This window comes from Amycolatopsis sp. NPDC039088 (assembly GCF_055598845.1).
Genome location: NZ_JBVKAE010000034.1, coordinates 59,931 through 78,636 on the forward strand (window position 1 = coordinate 59,931; position 18,706 = coordinate 78,636).

The following is an 18,706-nucleotide window of genomic DNA, read 5'->3' on the forward strand; positions in this document are numbered from 1 at the left end:
AACAGGGGAGTTGGAGGGCCATAAAGGACACCGGGACCAATGCCCTCCCCGGGGAGGTTCGGAGGCGGTGGGGTTGGGAAGGCCTCCTTGAGGGAATCAGATTCCCTCAAGGAGGCCTTCACAACCCGGACCACCACAGGTGGGCGCCGTTACTGTGTGGATTTCGCTTCATCTAACGCAGCAAAATCCACACGGTCGGTCAGCACTGCTTGGGATCAACCGTCACCAGCGCGGAGATGGAGAACGGGTTACCGCGGTCAACGGCGGCAGCAACCGGTAACGGTCGGCATCGAAGTAGGTCGACCAGCTCAGCTGCTCCGGCCAGGAACCGGGTGGCGGCCGAACACCGCGCCGGTCTCATCCGCGATGGTCGTCCACCGTGTCCCAGCCGCCGAGGCGGCCGGGCTCGGCGTTCAGCCACACGTCCACCTCGGACCGAGTCCACAGATTCGTGGCCCAGGATCCGGTCACCAGGCCGTGCACCATCTGTTGCCAGTCGTGCACGCGATGCTCGCCCTCGTGGCCTGGGGCGCAGTCGAAGCCGTTGATCCCACCGCCCGGCCGGTGGGGCGACAGCCCGCGCGCCTCGGCCAGGCCCAGCAGGCGCTCGACCGCCGCCGGGCGCAGCCGCCCCACCGGGTAGCGTCAGCGTCCACGACCAGTCCGAGCCCATGGCACGCCTCATCACCACTCGCGAGGCTTGTCCCTACGTTTTCCGGCCGACTCCCGCATACGGGAGCGCGTTGATGCCCGGGTCGTCGGACATGTCGCCGGCGCCCTGCGGGTTCCACATCGCGCAACCGACGACGCCGGGCTCGACGACTTCGAAACCGTCGAAGAACGACAGCACCTGGTCGTGCGTGCGGGGGATGGGGTTGTTCTGCGTGCTCCGGTATGCCTCGATGGCCTCGTCGAGACCGCTCGAGTCCGCGTCGGCGGCGACGTGCGAGATGGCGAGGAAACTGCCGGGGGCGATGCGTTCGCGGTAGCGGGCGAGGATCGCGTGGGGTTCCCACGAGTCGGGCACGAAATGCAGCAGCAGCAACATGAACACCCCGACCGGCTGGTCGAGGTCCAGTAGTTCCTTCGCCTCGGGCGCGTCGAGGATGTCGTTGACGTCGCGCAGGTCGGCTTGGATGGCGGCGCAGCGGTCGTTGCCGTTCAGCAGCAGTTTGGCGTGCGCCACGGCGACCGATTCACGGTCGACGTAGACCACCCGGCAGTCCGGATCGGCCTGCTGGACGATCTCGTGCAGGTTGCCGACGGTCGGGATACCGGAGCCGATGTCGAGGAACTGCCGCACACCCGCTTCCACCATGTGCAGTGCGGCCCGGCGCAGGAAGGCCCGGTTGAGCCGGGCCGCGTCGCGGATCCCCGGCATGATCCGCAGGATCTGTTCGCCGAGTTCACGGTCGGCCAGGAAGTTGTGGTCGCCGTCGAGCCAGTAGTCGTAGACCCGGGCGGGATTCGGCACGGTCGTGTCGACCTCGGGGGGCACCCAGTTCGGGTTCGCAGTCACCGTCGTCGCCGCCGTTTCCGTGGGAATCCGTTGGGGCACAGGATTCTAGCGGGTCACGGGGAGCGGACCGCCATCGTCCGATCGTGTGGATATGCGGCGGTGGAACCCCGTCCGCCCTCCGGTGGTCCTAAGGTGACCGGGTTCAGCGTCCAGGCACCGGGAGACGAGCACGATGGCACCACCTCCGGACGTCGCCGTCGCACCGGGCCGCTGGCCGCTGCTGGGACATACCGTCGCGATGCTCCGTGACCCGCTGAAACTGCTGTCGTCACTGGGATCGCACGGCGACGTCGTCCGGCTCGACTTCGGCCCGATGCCCGTTTACCTGGTCACCACACCGGAACTGGCCTGGCGGCTGCTTGCCGTCGAAGCGGGGAAGTTCGACAAAGGCCTTGTGTTCGACAAAATGCGGCCGTTGTTCGGCGACGGGCTCGCCACTTCCAATGGCGCGTTCAACCAGCGGCAACGGCGGATGATGCTGCCCGCCTTTCAGCGAAGCCGTATCGAACTCTACGCCGAGACGACGATGACGAAGCTCGCTGTAGAGCTTGCCGACTCGTGGAAACCGGGCGAGGTGGTGGAATTCGACCGGCGGATGCAGGATCTCGCGCTGACCATCTCCGGGCGCACGCTGTTCTCCGCCGAACTCGGCGACGAGGCACTCGCCGAAATCCAGCGGTCGATCCCGATCATGCTGAAGTACGTCATGGTCCGGGCCTTTTCGCCGAAGTTCGTGGAGCGGCTGCCCATTCCGGCGAACCGCGAGTTCGACGCCGCCGCCGCGCGGCTGCGGCGGGTCATCGGCGAGGCCGTCCTGGAGGCGCGTGAGAAGGGCGGTGACCATGGCGATCTGCTGTCGATGTTGTTGCTGGCCAGGGACGACGAGACCGGCGAGAAGATGACCGACCGTCAGGTGGAGGACGAGGTCATCACCATCCTCACCACCGGCGCCGAGACCACCGCCGTCGCGCTGGCCTGGTTCTTCCACGAGATCGGGGTACGGCCGGACATCGAGCGCCGGTTCCACGCCGAGGTCGACGAGGTCCTGGCAGGCGGTCCCGCCCGCTTCGAGCACCTGCCGCGGCTGGTCTACACGCAGCGGATCATCAACGAGGTCGTCCGCCGGACCCCGCCGGTGATCCTGATGCGGCGCGCACGCGAGGACGTCGAACTCGGCGGTGTGCGCATTCCCGCCGGTACCGAGGTCGCCGTCAGCCAGCACACCCTGCACCGCGATCCGCGCTGGTTCCCCGAACCCGACCGTTTCGACCCGGACCGCTGGGAGCCGGAGCGGGCAGCCGCTTTGCCGAAGGGCGCGTTCATCCCGTTCGGCGCCGGCGCCCGGCTGTGCCCCGGCCATCAGTTCGCTCCCACGGAGATCGCCTTGGTCGCGGCGACGATCGGCGCGCGGTGGCGGCTGGAGCCGCTACCAGGGGTGAAGGTCTTTCCCAAGATCAAAGCGACCATGCAGCCGAATCGGCTGCCGATGACCGTGGTGGCAAGAGGATCGGGCTGACGGTGAGCGTTTCGTCACCAGGTGTAGGGTTCGTGCTCCTTCCGAGCGTTCCCATTCCGGAGAGGATTCTGTGAGAATGCCGCTCAAACTGGCCACGGCGGTGGCCGCCTGCTGCGTGCTCCTCGGTGGTTTCCTGGTCGCCGCCCCGGCTGCGGCCGTCGAAATTCGTTGTATGGACGTGGATCTGCCGGTCACCGGTCCGCTCGGCGAACCGGCGACGGTGCACGGCCGGTTCTGCCTGCCGGAGGGACCGGCGCCCGAGGCGGTCCAGCTCCTGGTGCACGGCGGCACCTACAACAGCGCCTACTGGGACCTGCCCTACGACCCGGATCGCTACTCGTACCAGCGCGACATGGCCAAGCACGGCTACGCGACCTTCGCCGCGGATCAGCTCGGTTCGGGCCGGAGCAGCAAACCGCTCAGCCTTCCGCTGCTGCTGCCGGTGCTGGCGCGGTCGATGCACGAGGTGGTCGGGCATCTACGCGCCGGCCGGGTCGGTGGGACGCCGTTCGGAAAGGTCGTGATCGTCGGGCATTCGGTCGGTTCGGGCATCGTCGCGACCGAGGCGTCGACGTATCAGGACGTCGACGGCGTCATCCTCACCGGCATCACGCATCTGCCGTCGGTACCCGCCTTGACCTTCGGTGTACTTTTCGGCCTGCAGCCCGCGTTCGTGGACGAACAGCTCGGTTCACTCGGCAGCGATCCGCTCTATTTCGCGACGAAACCGGGAGCGCGTGCCGGACTGTTCTACGCGACGGAAAATGCCGACCCGCGCGTCATCGAGGCTGATGAAGCGACCAAGGATCAGGTTTCGGTTCCGGGAATGGGAACCGTCGCCGTGTTCGGGATCGTGCTGCCCGCGACGAAAGCGATCCGGGTGCCGGTTTTCCAGGTGGTCGGGGAGAAGGACATTCTGTTCTGCGGCCTGTTCGCGCTGCGGGACTGTTCGAGCGGGGAGACGCTGCGTCCGGCGGAAGCGCCGTTTTACCGTCCCGAGGCCGAACTTTCCACGTATGTTCTGCCCGGTGCCGGACATTCGGTGGCGTTACATCGCAACGCGTCCCAGTACCGGGACGCCACACGCCTATGGTTGAGGGATAAGGTCGGTGTTGCACTACCCTAGGGTTACCACCCGTTCGGGTGATCAGTAAACCGTGAGTACGGCCCGAGAATCGTGGAGGATGTTTCTCCACGACGGAATGCGAAAACGACCTCAGGACCGGCAGACGTGACTGCCCCATTTCCGAACGGCGACGAGTGCCCGACGTCGCCGGACGCCCCGAAGAGACCTTCATCGTCAGCCTCGCCCAAGAGGAAGAACGCCGCGCCGACGCGGGCCACGCTGGCCCGCAAGTGGGCCTATCTGGTCACCGGTACGGCGTATCTTCCGTATACCCACGCCCAGATAGAAGAGCATTTCGCCGCTCTGCTGGACGAGGTGTTCGCGGCGGTGCTGAGTGATGATCCCGAGCCCGCGCAGGCCACCGAAGCCGGCGCGCGGCTCGTCGCGCTCAGATGTGTCGGTCCGGACAGCCTGCGCCGGACGATGGAGGTACTCGGCAAGGGGCTTTTGCACGAACCGGAATTGCGGGGCGTGAAGTCGTTACCCGAACGGGTGTTGCAGGTGCTCGGTGCGCTCGCGTCCGGCTACGGAGAGGCCTTGCGCGAGAGCGTCCAGACCCAGCAGGAGGATCTGAGTCGCACGCTGGTCACTCTCGAACGCGAAACCCGGCGTGAGCTGGTGCTCTCGCAGGCACGCTTCGAGCAGTTGTTCGCCGGCTCGGCGACCGGGGTCGCCGTCACCAGGGTGGACGGCCGCGTCCAGCGGGTGAACCCGGCGTTCGCCGAAATGCTGAACCGGCCCGTCGCGGACCTCATCGGCCTCAACCTCTACGACCTCGTCCATCCGGAGGACGCCGACGGCCTGCGCGAGGGGTATCGGAAGCTGCTCGAAGGCGAGCGCCAGCGGCTCGAACTGTCACGAAGACTCGTCGTCGACGAAGAGGAATCGACGTGGGCGAGGTTCACCGGCGCCGTGATCCGCGATCCGGCGGGCGAAGCCCGGCAGTTGATCACCCTGGTCGACGGTGACACCGACGTCTCGCTGCTCCAACGGCAGCTGAGCCGCCAGGCTCTGCACGATCCGCTGACCGGCCTGCCGAACCGGCAGTTCTTCGGCACCCGTCTGGAACGGGCACTACGGCACGCCGACCCGGCCTTCGGCGTCACGGTCTACCACCTCGACCTCGACGGATTCTCCCTGATCTCGGGCGGGCTCGGCCAGAAACAGAGCGACGACCTGCTGAAGAGCGTCGCCGCGAAACTGCGGGCGGTCGTCGGCGGCGAGGACGCGCTGGTCGCCAGGCTCGGCGGCGACGAGTTCGGCATCTTCATCCAGAACACCGCCACCAGCCCGGACGTGGCCACTGTCATCGGCATGATCAACCAGGAACTCGCCGAACCGGTCTATCTCGAAGGCGGCAGCGGGGTCGCGGTCTCGGCGTGTATCGGGGTCGTGCACCGGCCGCCGCGGGACATCGCGCCGACCGAACTGCTGCGCGTCTCAGGCATGACCCTGCGCCGGGCTCAGGCCAACGGCTACCGGCAGTGGGCATTGTCCGACTCCGTCCTCGACACCAGGGAACGGCACGAGTTCGGCCTGGCCGTCTCCATGGCGGGAGCTTGGGAGACCGGCGAGGTCGAAGTCGGTTTCCGGCCGCTGACGTGGCTGGCGGACAGCACGCCCGCGGGAATCGAGGCGCGACTCGTCTGGAACCACCCGCGCCACGGCAGGATCGGTCACGAAACCTGCGTCCGCTTCGCCAACGAAACCGGCCTCATCGTGCCGCTCGGCGAATGGCTCATCCGCACCGCCTGCGAGGAAGCGGACGACAGGCTGCCGATGGTGGTGGGGCTGACGCCGCACCAGGCCGCGGATCCGGATCTCGTCGGGTCGGTACGACGCTTGCTCACCGCGACCGGCCTCGGGCCATCGCGGCTGCGGCTGGGCTTCCCGGCCGGCGCCGTGCTCGGCGACCTCGGGGACACCGTCGAAAACCTGCATCTTCTCGCCGAGATCGGCGTGGACGCCGAACTGCAGGACTTCGGCGCCGCCGGTGACGTCATCTGCCTCGTGGACGTGCCCGTGCGGACGGTCCGGATCGCTCCCCGGCTGGCCGAACGGCGCACGGAACCGCTGGCCGAGCGCTCGCTGCGGAACCTCATCGAGACCGCGACCATGGCGGGCGTGACGGTGATCGCGGAGGGGATCGACTCGACCGGCGACGCCGGATGGTGGCGGGTCGCCGGTGCCCATATCGGGGCAGGCCGGTACTTCGGTTAGGCCATCTGCCGCACCGGCGCGGGCGTAAGTTACCCGAGGGTTGACGTGCGCGGACGGATTGGGCAACATCCCAGGTCCCGTACCGCACCTCGGAGGCATGCGCATGCAGGTAGGTCCGAGGCGTGGACGGCGTTTCAACGCGCCCGTCGTCGTCTTGAGCCTGTTGCTGGTGATCGCGCTGGGCGCCTGGTGGGGCGTCGACTATCTGCGCGCCCGATTGGCAGGCAACGGTTGTGAAGCGCTGACGCCGGTCGAGATCACCGCCGCGCCCGACGTGGCGCCGGTGCTCACCCGGCTCGCGGCGACCGTGCCGCAGGAAGAATGTTTCAGTGTCGCCGTGACCGCGAGCGAGTCGGCGAAGACGGCCGACCTGCTCGGGACCACCACCTCCGGCGGGCCCGACGTCTGGGTGCCCGAGTCGAGCACGATGTTGTCGCAGGCCAGGGACGCCGGCGCGTGGAATCTGCCGGAATCCGGTCAGTCGGTGGCGAATTCGCCGGTGGTGCTGGGACTTCCCGACGAAACCGCGCGACGGTTCGGCTGGCCGGGGAAAACCCCTTCCTGGCAGGAGATCCTCGACGGCTCCCCGGTCGGGATGCCGGATCCGGCCCGCGATCCGCTCGGCATCGCCACACTGCTCGGCCTCCGGAAGCTGACGGAGAAGGCGCCCGATCCGGCCGCCGCCTTCACCGCCGTCATGCGGAAGCTGAATCAGGCGCCCGGCCAGTTCCCCGCGGCCTTCCCGGCGACCGAACAGTCCGTGCTCGCCCGAAATCTGGTGGCGGCCTACCCGGGTGTTCCGGTGCAGGGCTTCGACTATCCCTACGTCGTGCTGCCCAAGGCGTCGGAGGCGTCGCGGGGTGCGGCGGAACGCTTTCTGCGGCTGCTGCTCGATCCGCTCGCGGCCACGATCTTCGCCGACGCCGGATTCCGTGCGCCCACCGGGCGGTTCGCGGTTCCGCGCGCACAGGACAGCCGGACCGATCCGACGCCCCATCCGCCGGGGCCGCCGCCCGTCACCGAGCTGTACGCCGCGTTGCAGGCCTGGGCGGGGACGAACCTGAGCGCCCGGGTCCAGGTGCTGCTCGACGTCTCCGGTTCGATGGCGGCCGCCGTACCCGGAGCGGGAAAAAGCCGGATGGAGCTCACCCTGCAGGCCGCGACGCAGGGGCTCGGGCTGTTCAAACCCACCACGGAGCTGGGATTGTGGCTGTTTTCGACCAAATTGGACGGTGACAAGGACTACCGGGTCCTGCTGCCGATGCGGACGATCGCCGACCAGAAGGCCTCCGGCGGTGTCGGGCAACTGCAGGCGGTGCGACCGAAATCGGGTGGGGCGACCGGCCTCTACGATTCGATCCTCGCCGCGTACCAGAACGCCAGGCAGAACTGGAAACCCGGCCGGATCAACCTCGTCGTCGTCCTCACCGACGGGCGCAACGAGGACAGCGAAACGATCGGACTGCCACAGTTGCTGGAAGAGCTGGGCAAGCTCCAGGACCCGCGGAAACCCCTGCCCGTCATCGGGATCGGCATCGGACCGGATATCAACGCGTCCGAACTGCGGCAGGTTTCCGCCGCCACCGGCGGGGAATCGTTCACCACCCCCGATCCGCGGAAGATCTCCGACGTCTTCTACCAGGCGCTGAGCAAGATCATGTGCCAGCCGCCGACCTGCAAGAATTGAGGCATCGAGTGGCACTGGGGGAAAGACCGTCGGCGGTCACGCTCGCCGCGTTCGTCGCGGGTGTGGTCCCGTTCGTCCTGCACACGTGGGCGGCGCTGCGCGGCAGCCTCGCACAGGACGACTTCGTCATCACTTACCACGCCGCCAAGGCGGGGCCGTTCGACTTCGGCTACTTCTTCCAGGACTACCACGGACATTTCGCCCCGGGCGGTTTCCTGCTCGCCGACCTGTTGACCGCGTGGGCACCGCTGAACTCCGCGCTGCTGATGGCACCGGTCCTGCTGATGCAGGCCGCTGCCTCGATTCTCTTGTGGACGGTGCTGGTGCGCTGTTTCGGGCGCCGGTGGGGGATTCTCGTCCCGTTCACGATGTTCACGACGTCGACCCTGCTGCTCGTCCCGACCCTGTGGTGGGCGTATGCCATCCAGGTCGCGCCCGTGCTGCTGGCCACGACCGCCGCCCTGCACGCGCACGTCCGGTATCTCGCCGACGGCGGCCGCTGGGCGATCGCCACCGTGGCGTGGACCGTTTTCGGGCTCGTCTTCTACGAAAAGGCCGTGTTCATCCCGGTGCTGCTCGCCGGGGTCACCGTGCTGCTCGGCGTCTCGCTGCGACGGAACGTCGTGCTTTGGGGCGTGTTCGCCGCTGTGCTCGCCGGATACGCCGCCGTCTTCCTCACGCTGACCACGAGCCAGGTCGGGCAGGGCGCCGGCCCGGTCACCGTCGGCACGGTCGCGGATATGGCCGGCCGGATGCTCGGCGACACCTTGGTGCCCGGCATGGTCGGCGGTCCGTGGTCCGGTCCCGGTCCTGGCGCGACCTTCGCCCCCTCCGGCGTGGTGGTCCGGATTCTGCTTCTGCTCGCGGCCGTTGTGGTCCTGGTCGTGGGGCTGCGGACGGGCGGGACGCGGGCACGGAAGGCATGGCTGCTGCTCGGCCTCGTCTTCGCCGCCGACGTCGCGCTTTCCGCGGCGACCCGGCTCACCGAGGTCGGCCCGGAACTGGGCAGCGATCCGCGCTATGTCGCCGACCTGGCGCTCGTCGTCGCGCTGTGTGTCGCTTTCGCCTTCCTGGAGCCCAAACCCCTCGACCGGCCGTGGGATTCCGTGCCGGCCACGGCGAAACGACCACTCGTCCTGGCGTTGTGTCTCGCCTTGATCGCGAGTTCCGGCGTGGGTTTCTCACGGTTGGCGTCCGGGCTACGGTTCGAACATTCCCGCGACTTCCTGGCCAACGCACGCGCTTCGATGGAACGAGACCCCGATCTGATCCTGTACGACACCACGGTGCCGAACGACATCCTGCACGGCTGGTTCGGTGAAAACGCCCGCACATCGCGGGTCGTGGGCCTGATCCCGGGTGTCCGGTTCGATCAGCCGACGAGCCGCCTGTCCCTTTTGGACGACTCGGGCAGCGCGCGGCTGATCACCGGGGTGGAGCCGGTTTCCCGAGGCGTGCCGGGTCCGGTGGCGGGTTGCGGATACCCGGTGGGCGAGAACCTGGTCCGCGTTCCGTTGGATACTCCCGTGCTCGGCCGGTATCTACTGCGGATCGACTACTTCACCTCGGACGGCGGCGAAGGCGTCGTGGACCGTGACGGGGTGCGCGTGCCGGTGTGGTTCCAGCCCGGCCTGCACACGATGTACCTGCCGATCGAAGGGCTCTTCGACAAGGTCGGTTTCCAGTTGCCCGCCAAGGGCGCTCCCGTCTGCCTCGCGAAGGTCGAGGTCGGCAAGCCGCTCATTCAGTAAGGGTCGTACGGGCTGTCGTGGCCGAAGATCCTGGCCACGGGTGCCAACCGCAGCCGCAAAAGGATCTTGATCCCGACGTTGCGCGCGAACCACGGCAACTGGGCGACCACGCGCAGGCGATCCTTCATCGATGGCGGGACAAGGCGGAACCGGGCCATCGACGTCGCGCGGTCGAGGTAGGTGTATCGCCGTCCGAAGAGGACTTTCACGATCGTGCCCACGGTGACGCCGATCGAGGAAAAACAGTCGTGGACCAGGATTTCCCCACCGTCGGCCAAATTGGCCGACCAGCGCAGGTCGTCGGTGTAGGTCCAGTAGTCGTGTTTGCCGTCGATGTAGAGCAACTGGATCGGGCGGTCCCAGCGTGACCGGAGTTTCGTGCTGTATTCGGCCACGAGTTCCACGACGTCTTCGACGCCCGCGGACTTGAGGTTCGCCTCGAACCGTTGGCGTGTCGGCGAACCGCCGAACAGCCGTCCGTCGACGAACGGGTCGATCGCGACCACCCGCGCGCCGACCGTGCGAGCCGCGGCGGCGAGGACGATCGTCGAACGACCCTGGTGGCTGCCGATTTCGACGATCAGGTCGCCTTTGTCCAAACGGCACGCCGCGGTCCACAGCGCGAGGCCCTGATCCCGCGTCATCCAGCCTTTGACGGGTTCGGCGAGCGACCACGCTTCTTCGAAACCGTCTGTCATAGGCGCATAGTAGCCACGTTTCCGCCTAGTATCTACCGGATGGTAACCCCCGGCGCGCTCGCGAAAAGGCCCAGTACGTGGATCGTGCTGGCGCTGACCGTGCTGTCCTTTCTGCAGCGTCCCGGCCGGACGACCTTCGACACCAAACTCGACCTCGCCGTGGATCCGCTCGCCTTCCTCGGCCGGGCGCTGCACCTGTGGAATCCCCAGGCGACGGCCGGGGAACTGCAGAACCAGGCATACGGCTACCTGTTCCCGATGGGGCCGTTCTTCGCGCTGTGCCAGGCCGTCGGGATGCCGGTCTGGATCGCACAGCGGCTGTGGTGCGCGATCCTGCTGTCCGTCGCTTTCGCGGGTGCCCTCCTGGTCGCCCGCGCCCTGAAAACAGGGAACGAACGGACTCGGCTGATCGGAGCAGTCGCGTACGCTCTGGCACCGCGGATGGTCACCGAGATCGGCTCGCTGTCCTCGGAGATGCTGCCCGCCGTCCTGCTGCCGTGGGTGCTGCTGCCGCTGATCCTCGCCGACCGGATCGGCTCCCCGCGCCGCGCCGCCGGATTGTCCGCGCTCGCCGTGCTGTGCATGGGCGGGGTCAACGGCGCGATGGTCGTGATGGCGCTCGTGCTGCCCGGGTTGTGGCTGCTGACCCGCAAATGGCGGAGCACACACGTCGAACTCGTGATCTGGTGGTTCGTCTTCGTCGTCGGCGTGATCCTGTGGTGGATCCTGCCGCTGGTGCTGCTCGGCCAGTACAGCCTGCCGTTCCTGGACTACATCGAATCGGCGACCAACACCACGGCGCCGATGTCGTTGTTCGAAGTGCTGCGCGGGACGAACCAGTGGGTCGCCTACGTCGTGCAGGGCACGCCGTGGTGGCCGTCGGGATGGGCGCTGATCGACAATCCGGTGCTGATGGCGGCCACCGGTCTGGTGGCCGCGGTCGGGCTGTTCGGCCTCGCGCGGCGCGGCCTGCCCGAACGGCGCTTCCTGGTGCTCGGCGTCCTGACCGGGTTGACGTTGCTGACCGTCGGCTATGTCGGGACCCTCGACAGCCCGCTCGCGGAACCCGTGCGGCAGCTGCTCGACGGGCCGCTCGCGCCATTGCGCAACGTGCACAAGTTCGAGCCGGTGCTGCGCCTGCCGTTGATGCTGGCGTTCGTCCACGGCATCACAAGTCATGGCATCACCAGCGCCGCCCCCGCGCTGCGACGGCAGCTGCGGCCCGCGCTCGGCGCCCTGCTGGTCGTGGTGATGGCCGCGCCGGTGTGGCTGCTGACGCTGCGGCCGGGGCCGGGCTGGGACGAGGTGCCCGGATACTGGTACGACGCGATGGGCTGGGTCGCCAAGACCGACGCGCGGGCGCGCACGCTGTTGCTGCCCGCGACCGGGTTCGGCGAGTACGACTGGGGCCGCACCGTGGACGAGCCCGCGCAGGCCATCGCGGACAGTCCGTGGGCTGTGCGCAACCAGGTTCCGCTGGGGTCGGAGGGCAACACCCGCCTGATGGACTCGGTCGACGCGGCCCTGGCCGACGGCAGGGGAGATCCGGGGCTCGCCGACCTGCTCGCACGGTCGGGTCACCGGTTTCTGGTGCTGCGCGGGGACATCGACCGCGCCAAGGTCGGCGCCCCCGATTTCACGACGTTGCGCGCCGGACTGGCGGGATCGCCCGGGATCGGGAAGGCGGCCGAATTCGGACCGCTGGAGATCTACGAGGTGAAGCGGCCGGTGCCGCTCGTCACTGCCACGTCCACAAAGGACGTTCCCACGGTGAGTGGCGGACCGGAGAACCTGCTGCCGCTCATGAACTCCGGCCAGCTGGCTCCCGGCACACCGACGGTGCTGACCGGGGACGGCGGCTCACCGACCGGACCGAGGCTGGTCACCGACGGGCTGCGTCGCGCCGAACGGAACGTCGGCGGGGTGCGGGACAACCTGAGCCAGACGCTGACGGCCGGGGAATCACCGCGACAGCAACGGGCCGCGCTGGACGTCCTGCCGTTTCCTGGGGAGCAGCACCAGACCGTCGCCGCGTACCGGGGGATCCGGACGGTCAGCGCGTCGACGGCGGCGTCGTTCGCCGACGCGTTCGGCGGGTCGGATCCGAGCCATCAGCCGTTCGCCGCACTGGACGGGGATCCGCGGACGGCCTGGCATTCGTCGAGTTTCACCGGTCCGATCGGCGAGTGGCTCGAAGTCGAATTGGACACCCCTCGGCTGGTGAACACGGTCGATCTCGCGATGGTCGACGACATCCGCGTCGGCTGGCCGCCGACCCGGATCCGGATCACCACGGACAACGGTTCCGTCGATCACCAGGTCGTCCGGGGCGAAGGAGCGCACAGCTATCCGGTGACGGCGGGGGTGACCCGCAAGGTGCGGATCACGTTGCTGTCGCTCGTGGTCGGCAGGACGGACGGCAACGTCGGTATCTCGGAGCTGAAGATCCCCGGCGCCGAACCGCGACGCGCGCTCGAAGTCCCCGCCGACCTGCCCGCGGGTGCGGCGCCGGGCTTCGCGTTCACCCGGGGCGCGCAACCGCGCTACGCCTGTGTCCCCGACGGCGAACACGTACGCTGCGACGCTTCCGCGGCCCGCGACGGTGAAGAACCGGACGGGATCCGGCGGCTGTTCTCGACGACGTCGCAGAGTGCCTACGAATTCGGCGGCACCGTGCTGCCCGCGGGCGGTGGTGGTGTTCCGGTCGCCTTGCCCGGCGTGCAGGTGACCGGGACTTCGCAACTGGGCGGGGATCCGGCGGCGGGAGCGTTCGCGGCGGTGGACGGGAACCCCGCGACCGCGTGGCTGCCCGACGTCACCGACCTGCGGCCGACGTTGACGCTGGACTGGGCACAACCGCGGACGATCTCCGGAATCCGCGTCGCGACCGACCCGGGCGGGACGGCTCGGGCTCCGGCGCGGCTGGAGCTGACGACGCCGACGTCGAGCCGCTCTGTCGAACTCGACGCTTCCGGCGCGGCGACTTTCCCGCTGCTGGACACTTCGCAGCTGAAGATCGCGTTCGCCGGTCTCGACGACGACCAGCGGACCCGGAACTCCCTGGGCATCGGGAGCTTGTCGCTGACCGGCGCGGAAATGCCCGCGCCGTCGGCGGAGTTCGTTCTGCCGTGCGGATCGGGTCCGAACGTCCACCTGGACGGCTTCGACTACGACACCTCCGTCCGCGGCACGCTCGCCGATTACACCGCGCACCGGCCTCTGACGCTGTCCGCCTGCCCCGATTCCCAGGGCGGCGTCGACCTGGCGGCGGGTGGGCACGAACTGCGGACCGACCGGTCGGAGTCCTTTGTGGTCCAGGACCTGTGGCTCAAACCCGCGGGGAAGGAAGCGGCACCTGTCGGACACCGTGCCGTCTCCGTCGATTCGTGGGACGCGACGTCGCGATCGGTCACCGTGGCAGGCGGGGCCGAGTCCATCCTGGCCGTTCCGGAGAACGCCAACGCGGGCTGGACGGCGTCACTGAACGGAACTCCGCTGGCGAAGACGCGCGTCGACGGCTGGCAGCAGGCGTGGATCCTGCCCGCCGGCTCCGGCGGTGTCGTCCAGCTCGAGTTCACACCGGACTGGAAGTACCGCTCCGGCCTGCTGATCGGCGCGCTCGCGATCCTCGCGGTGCTGATCGGCGTGCTGTGGCCGGTCCGTACCCGGCGGGTCTCCGTCGAGGCGGGCTCCGGGATCGCGGTCCCGGTGGTGCTCATCGGCCTGCTGGCCGTCCTCGGCGGAATGCTGCCTATCGTGCTGCTGATCGCCGTCCTGCTGGCCCGCCAGTTCAGCGAACGCGCACCGCGGTACCTCGCTTTCGGCGGGATGGTCGTGGGCACACTCGTCGCGGTGGTGGGGCGGCTGCTGGGGCACGGTCAGGAGTGGGCTTACGGTCCGGTGACCCAGGCTTCGCTGCTGCTGGCGGCCTCGGCGATGGTGGCGATGTGCTTGCCTTGGTTCGCGGGACGATCAGCCGACCCGGACGTCGGGCCGGGGTCTTAGCCGCGCGCTTTCCAACGCGGCACGGAGTTCGGCCACGACCTTGCCGGGCTCCGAACGCAGCCGTGACGGAAGCGTCTGGAGAACGATGATCCCCGCCGCCGCGTACCGGGCATTGCGAGCGAGCGTGGTGCGAAAGCCATCGTCTCCCGCGTGGTAGCCGAGGGAATCGATTTCCCAGGCGAAGGCGAGCTCGTCGCACCGCCGTCCGGTTCGGCGATGTAGCCACCCTCGGAGTCGAAGATCCGGACGTTCCACTGGCACTCGGGCAGGTCTGATCGTTGCCACAGGTGCCAGGCGTCGGCTTCGGCGACCGAACGGGCGCCGCCGAGGATGGGCAGGAGCGCGCTTCGCAGGAGCTCCTTTCCAGCCCGGCGGTCTTCGTCGAGTTCGTCGGCGAGTGCCCGCGGGAGGCAAAAGCCGCGCTGGACGGACTCGGCCATCAGGGCGGTTACCGCGTCCCGATCCGGTGTCCTGCGTGCCGCGTCGATCACCGCACGCGGCACCGGCGCGGTCGAGACGCCGGACCTCGGTCTGGGTTTCGGCAGCCGACGTGACCGTTCGACGTGGACGAAACCCGCGTCGGCGACCGACCGCTCCGCCGGAACGAGAACATGTACCTCATCGGTGCTCGGCAGGTTGCGGAGTCCGTATCGCTCCAAGGCGCGTACACCGGTCAGGATCGAGTCGGCACCGGCATGCAGAAGCGCGGCTCGGATCTTCTGTTCGTCCGTTGGTTCGCCGTTCGCGAGCAGGAAGACACCGGGAAGCAGCGTTCGCCACGTCCCTCCCGCCCGGCAACGTCGCCAGATCGTGCTGCGCGGAACACCAAGTGATTCGAGCTGCTTCGCCGTGACCACAGACGAACCGTCGGTGATCAAGGAGTGGCGCGCCCAGTCTCCCCTTCGCACCGGATCAGCATGGGGTCGATCACCGACAAAATCGGCGATTCGATGTCGTGACCGGACCTTTCAGGATCGACCGTGTGGATTTTGTTGCGTTAGATGAAGCAAAATCCACACAGTTGCCCCTCAAGCCCGCCGCGACCGGAGTTCGAGTAAGGCGCCGGAGAGGGCCAAACCCCCGGCACAGCAAGCGGCCACGGTCACCACCTGCGCGGCCGAGGAGTGCAGCCAGACCGTCACCAGCACCGTCTCCGTCACCACCGTCGCCCACATCAGCACGGTCACCCGCCGGTCGCCCGCGGCGAGGCGCGAGAACAGCAGGATCTGCACCAGCGCGAGCATCGAGCCGGCGAGCGCGAACGGCCAGACCTGCATGGTGCTGGCGGCGTAGCCGGAGCCGCCGATGAACGAAAGCAGGCGTGGGCCCACGACCACCGAGACGAGGAGGACGAACGCGTCGAGGGCGGCGCAGACGGCGAGGGCGGCGGGGAGGATGCGGCGGCGGTCGTCGCCGTTGGCGAAGCGGGGGAGCACCAGGACACCGACGGCTTGGGGGAGCCAGTAGGCGATTTTCGTGACGATCGCGCCGAGGGCGTATTCGCCCGCCTCGCTCGCGGGGAGGGTGTGGCGGGCCAGTACCAGGTCGAGGTTCACCAGCAGGACGAGCGCCAGCATCGCCTGCGCGGCGTGCAGGACTTCGCCCGCCTGCCGTCCCGCCTTTCGCGGTCGCGGCCGTCCACAGACGAGCCAACCGCAGATGATCACCGCGTACGAGCCGATCGCGGTCCCGGCCAGGGCGCCGGTGGCGTCGCCGCCGAGCACGAGGCCGATCAGCGATCCGCCGACCTTGCCCGCGCCTTCGAGTGCCATGAGCCCGGCGAGCGGCGCGAACCGGCCGCTGCCCTGCAGGAGGCCGTGGAAGAGGCCGAGCAGGGTCAGCGGGCCGAGGGTGACGGCGAGCAGGAGCGCGGGCACCACGGAGTCCAGGTGCAGGACGAAGACCAGCACCGGCGCCAGGATCAGGCCGATCGTCGCGACGATGGCGCTCGTGGTGAGACCGAGCGCGAGCAGTGTCCCGCCGTCCTGCGGTTCGCGGGCGACGCGCAGGGCGACCACGGTCTGCAGGCCCATCGCGGGTACGACGCCGATCACCAGCACCGCCAGCAGCGAGCTCAGCTCACCGAACGCGCTCGGCGCGAGCAGCCGGGCGGCGACGATGCTCAGCGCGTAGGCACCGGCGTTGTTGCCCGCCAGCGCGAGCGAGACGAGGATCGCCGCGACACGCTTGCCGGTTCTGGCCTGATCGACGTCTACGCTCAAGCGCGCTCCTATTACCGGCGAGTAATCGAGCGACCATAACCGCGATCGAGGCGGAAAGGAAAGAAGCAGTTGGAAGGACCGGGCAAACGGCTCGTCTTGGCCGCGGTGTCGGCGGGGCTGGCGTTACTGGTGTTCCTGCCGGTGCTCGGCCGCGGTTTCGTCCTGAGCTACGACATGGTGTTCGCCCAGCGTCAGTCCCTCGTCCCGGACGCGCTCGGCCTCGGTTCCGCGTTGCCGCGTTCGGTACCCGCCGACGCCGTGATGGCGCTCGCGACCGCGGTCGTTCCCGGCGACATCGTGCAAAAACTCGTTCTCCTGCTCTCGCTTTTCCTCGCGGCATACGGCGCAGCGCGGCTGGTCCCGACGGAGCAATTGGGTACGCGGATCGTCGCCGCGACCGGCTACGCGTGGACGGCCTACTTCGCCGAGCGGTTGTTCATCGGGCATTGGCCGCTCCTGCTCACCTACGCCTGTCTGCCCTGGATCGCGCGCGCCGCGCTTTCCCTGCGCGAAAACGAGCCGAAGGCGCTCGCGCGGTTGGTGCTCGCGTGCGCTCCCGCGGTACTCACCCCGCCTGGCGGAGTGCTGGCCGCGCTCACCGCGATCGTCTTGGCGGGGCCGCGAAAACTGGGCCGCACGTTCGCGGTCGCGGTTGTGCTCAACCTGCCGTGGCTCGTGCCGACCCTCCTGCATCCCGGCGGTTCGCTGTCCGATCCCGCCGGGGTGGCCGCGTTCAGCGCCCGCGCGGAAAGCTGGGGTCCGGCGATCCTGAGCGTGCTCGGGCTCGGCGGTATCTGGAACGGAGAGGTCGTTCCTGGCAGCCGCGGTGCGCCGATGGCGCCTCTACTGATCCTCGTCACGCTCGCCGTCGCGCTGGCCGGGATCCTTCCCCTGGCGCGAAGGTGGGGGACCGCACCGGCGAGAGCGTTGCTGCTGCTGGGAGTTCTCGGTGTGGTGCTCGCCGCGCTGGCGACGCTACCGTTCGGCGAACCCGTGCTGTCGTGGGCGATGGGGCATGTCCCCGGCGCGGGTCTGCTGCGGGACGCGCAGAAATGGGTCGCGTGGTGGGCGCTTCCGGTCGCGCTCGGCTTCGCGCTCGCCATCGAGGCGGCCGCCGCACGGCTGCGGACCGACGCGGCGCGGGTGACCCTCGTCGTGGCCGCCGCGCTCTTTCCCTTGCTCACCATGCCCGATCTCGCTTGGGGAGGCTGGGGACGGATCGAGGCCGTGCGCTATCCGGAGGACTGGAACGCCGTCCACCGCGTGCTCGCCGAAGACGACCGGCCCGGCGACGTCGTCGCGTTGCCGTTGTCCACTTTCCGGAGTTTCGCCTGGAACGACCATCAGACACAGCTGGATCCGGCGCCCAGGGTGCTGCCGAAGACCGTCCTCGTCGACGACACGTTGCGGGTCGGTGACGAAGAGATCTCCGGCGAAGATTCCAGAATGGACCGTATCCGGGCCGCGACGTCGCCCGAAGAGCTGTCGGCGGCGGGAATCGGCTGGATTCTCGTCGAACACGGGACGCCGGGACACCTCGACCCGCGGTTGCTGACCGGCGCGGAACCGGTGTGGTCCGGTGACTGGCTCACGCTTTATCGCACTCCCGGTGCACCCGCCGTGACCGAGACGGGAGCGCCGATCCCGGTCGTGCTGGCAAACGGAGTAGCGCTGCTCTCGATCGCCGCCGCGCTGTTGTGCCTCAAGTTACCCATGCGTACATTGAGCCGACGCAGGAATTCCCTGTCGCGGAAGGAGTAGGTCTTGGGCACCCTCATCGGCGCGGCCGCGGCCGTCATCATCGGGCTCGCAACGGCCGCAGGCGGGAGTTACGCGCTGACGAACTCGGCAGATCCCGACGCCGCACCCCAGGTGCAGGCGAAGATCAAGGAGCAGTACAACCCGCTCTCGGCCCCCGAGAACGTCATCTACGGCAAACGCTGAGCCGGTGTCCCAGCTCGC

Annotated in this window: 13 protein-coding genes; 8 read left to right on the plus strand and 5 right to left on the minus strand. The window is 68.6% G+C overall.

The annotated features are described in order from the left end of the window. Positions 1 to 357: 357 nt before the first annotated feature. Complete coding sequence (locus ACZ7KI_RS33710; protein ID WP_470277074.1) at positions 358 to 636, minus strand: hypothetical protein; 279 nt, start codon at positions 634 to 636, stop codon at positions 358 to 360. 70 nt (positions 637 to 706) lie between these two features. Beyond that, positions 707 to 1,519: an SAM-dependent methyltransferase gene (locus ACZ7KI_RS33715; RefSeq protein ID WP_470277075.1), complete on the minus strand. Its 813-nt coding sequence runs from the start codon at positions 1,517 to 1,519 to the stop codon at positions 707 to 709. Positions 1,520 to 1,691: 172 nt separating this feature from the next. Here ACZ7KI_RS33715 and ACZ7KI_RS33720 point away from each other — a divergent pair, with 172 nt between their 5' ends. The 5 genes from ACZ7KI_RS33720 (at position 1,692) to ACZ7KI_RS33740 (ending at position 9,819) form a co-directional block, all read left to right on the plus strand. Next, positions 1,692 to 3,035 (plus strand): cytochrome P450, encoded by a 1,344-nt coding sequence (locus ACZ7KI_RS33720; RefSeq protein ID WP_470277076.1) that lies wholly within the window; start codon positions 1,692 to 1,694, stop codon positions 3,033 to 3,035. Positions 3,036 to 3,111: 76 nt separating this feature from the next. Beyond that, a complete protein-coding gene (locus tag ACZ7KI_RS33725) occupies positions 3,112 to 4,161 on the plus strand; it encodes an alpha/beta hydrolase (RefSeq protein WP_470277077.1) in 1,050 nt (349 codons plus the stop codon). Between the two features lie 105 nt (positions 4,162 to 4,266). Then, positions 4,267 to 6,381, plus strand: coding sequence for an EAL domain-containing protein (locus tag ACZ7KI_RS33730; RefSeq protein ID WP_470277078.1), 2,115 nt, complete (start codon positions 4,267 to 4,269; stop codon positions 6,379 to 6,381). A gap of 97 nt (positions 6,382 to 6,478) precedes the next feature. Next, positions 6,479 to 8,068, plus strand: a complete 1,590-nt coding sequence (locus ACZ7KI_RS33735) for a substrate-binding and VWA domain-containing protein (protein WP_470277079.1) — start codon at positions 6,479 to 6,481, stop codon at positions 8,066 to 8,068. 8 nt (positions 8,069 to 8,076) lie between these two features. Then, complete coding sequence (locus ACZ7KI_RS33740; protein ID WP_470277080.1) at positions 8,077 to 9,819, plus strand: hypothetical protein; 1,743 nt, start codon at positions 8,077 to 8,079, stop codon at positions 9,817 to 9,819. Here the strand turns inward: ACZ7KI_RS33740 and ACZ7KI_RS33745 are convergent. Continuing rightward, positions 9,813 to 10,517, minus strand: coding sequence for a class I SAM-dependent methyltransferase (locus ACZ7KI_RS33745; protein ID WP_470277081.1), 705 nt, complete (start codon positions 10,515 to 10,517; stop codon positions 9,813 to 9,815). The genes ACZ7KI_RS33740 and ACZ7KI_RS33745 overlap by 7 nt on opposite strands. Before the next feature lie 39 nt (positions 10,518 to 10,556). Between ACZ7KI_RS33745 and ACZ7KI_RS33750 the strand changes: the two genes are divergently transcribed. Then, complete coding sequence (locus ACZ7KI_RS33750) at positions 10,557 to 14,522, plus strand: alpha-(1->3)-arabinofuranosyltransferase (RefSeq protein ID WP_470277082.1); 3,966 nt, start codon at positions 10,557 to 10,559, stop codon at positions 14,520 to 14,522. Here the strand turns inward: ACZ7KI_RS33750 and ACZ7KI_RS33755 are convergent. Together ACZ7KI_RS33755 and ACZ7KI_RS33760 are read right to left on the minus strand one after the other, a co-directional pair. Further along, entirely contained in the window at positions 14,519 to 15,430 is a 912-nt protein-coding gene (locus ACZ7KI_RS33755; RefSeq protein WP_470277083.1) for a hypothetical protein, read from the minus strand. The genes ACZ7KI_RS33750 and ACZ7KI_RS33755 overlap by 4 nt on opposite strands. Before the next feature lie 120 nt (positions 15,431 to 15,550). Next, positions 15,551 to 16,744, minus strand: coding sequence for a lipopolysaccharide biosynthesis protein (locus ACZ7KI_RS33760; protein ID WP_470277084.1), 1,194 nt, complete (start codon positions 16,742 to 16,744; stop codon positions 15,551 to 15,553). Between the two features lie 69 nt (positions 16,745 to 16,813). On the opposite strand from ACZ7KI_RS33760, the gene ACZ7KI_RS33765 reads away from it, so the two are divergent. Together ACZ7KI_RS33765 and ACZ7KI_RS33770 are read left to right on the plus strand one after the other, a co-directional pair. After that, positions 16,814 to 18,505 carry an MmpA family trehalose lipid delivery protein gene (locus ACZ7KI_RS33765; RefSeq protein WP_470277085.1) on the plus strand — a complete coding sequence of 564 codons (1,692 nt, stop codon included), beginning with the start codon at positions 16,814 to 16,816 and terminating at the stop codon, positions 18,503 to 18,505. 3 nt (positions 18,506 to 18,508) lie between these two features. Further along, positions 18,509 to 18,688 carry a DUF2613 family protein gene (locus ACZ7KI_RS33770; RefSeq protein ID WP_037303149.1) on the plus strand — a complete coding sequence of 60 codons (180 nt, stop codon included), beginning with the start codon at positions 18,509 to 18,511 and terminating at the stop codon, positions 18,686 to 18,688. The last annotated feature ends 18 nt before the right edge of the window (positions 18,689 to 18,706 follow it).

Excerpts from the sequence above, each read along its gene's own strand:
- ACZ7KI_RS33720 (WP_470277076.1), top strand. The coding sequence starts at position 1,692 with ATGGCACCACCTCCGGACGTCGCCGTCGCACCGGGCCGCTGGCCGCTG.
- ACZ7KI_RS33725 (WP_470277077.1), top strand. The coding sequence starts at position 3,112 with ATGCCGCTCAAACTGGCCACGGCGGTGGCCGCCTGCTGCGTGCTCCTC.
- ACZ7KI_RS33735 (WP_470277079.1), top strand. The coding sequence starts at position 6,479 with ATGCGCATGCAGGTAGGTCCGAGGCGTGGACGGCGTTTCAACGCGCCC.
- ACZ7KI_RS33745 (WP_470277081.1), bottom strand. The coding sequence starts at position 10,517 with ATGACAGACGGTTTCGAAGAAGCGTGGTCGCTCGCCGAACCCGTCAAA.
- ACZ7KI_RS33750 (WP_470277082.1), top strand. The coding sequence starts at position 10,557 with ATGGTAACCCCCGGCGCGCTCGCGAAAAGGCCCAGTACGTGGATCGTG.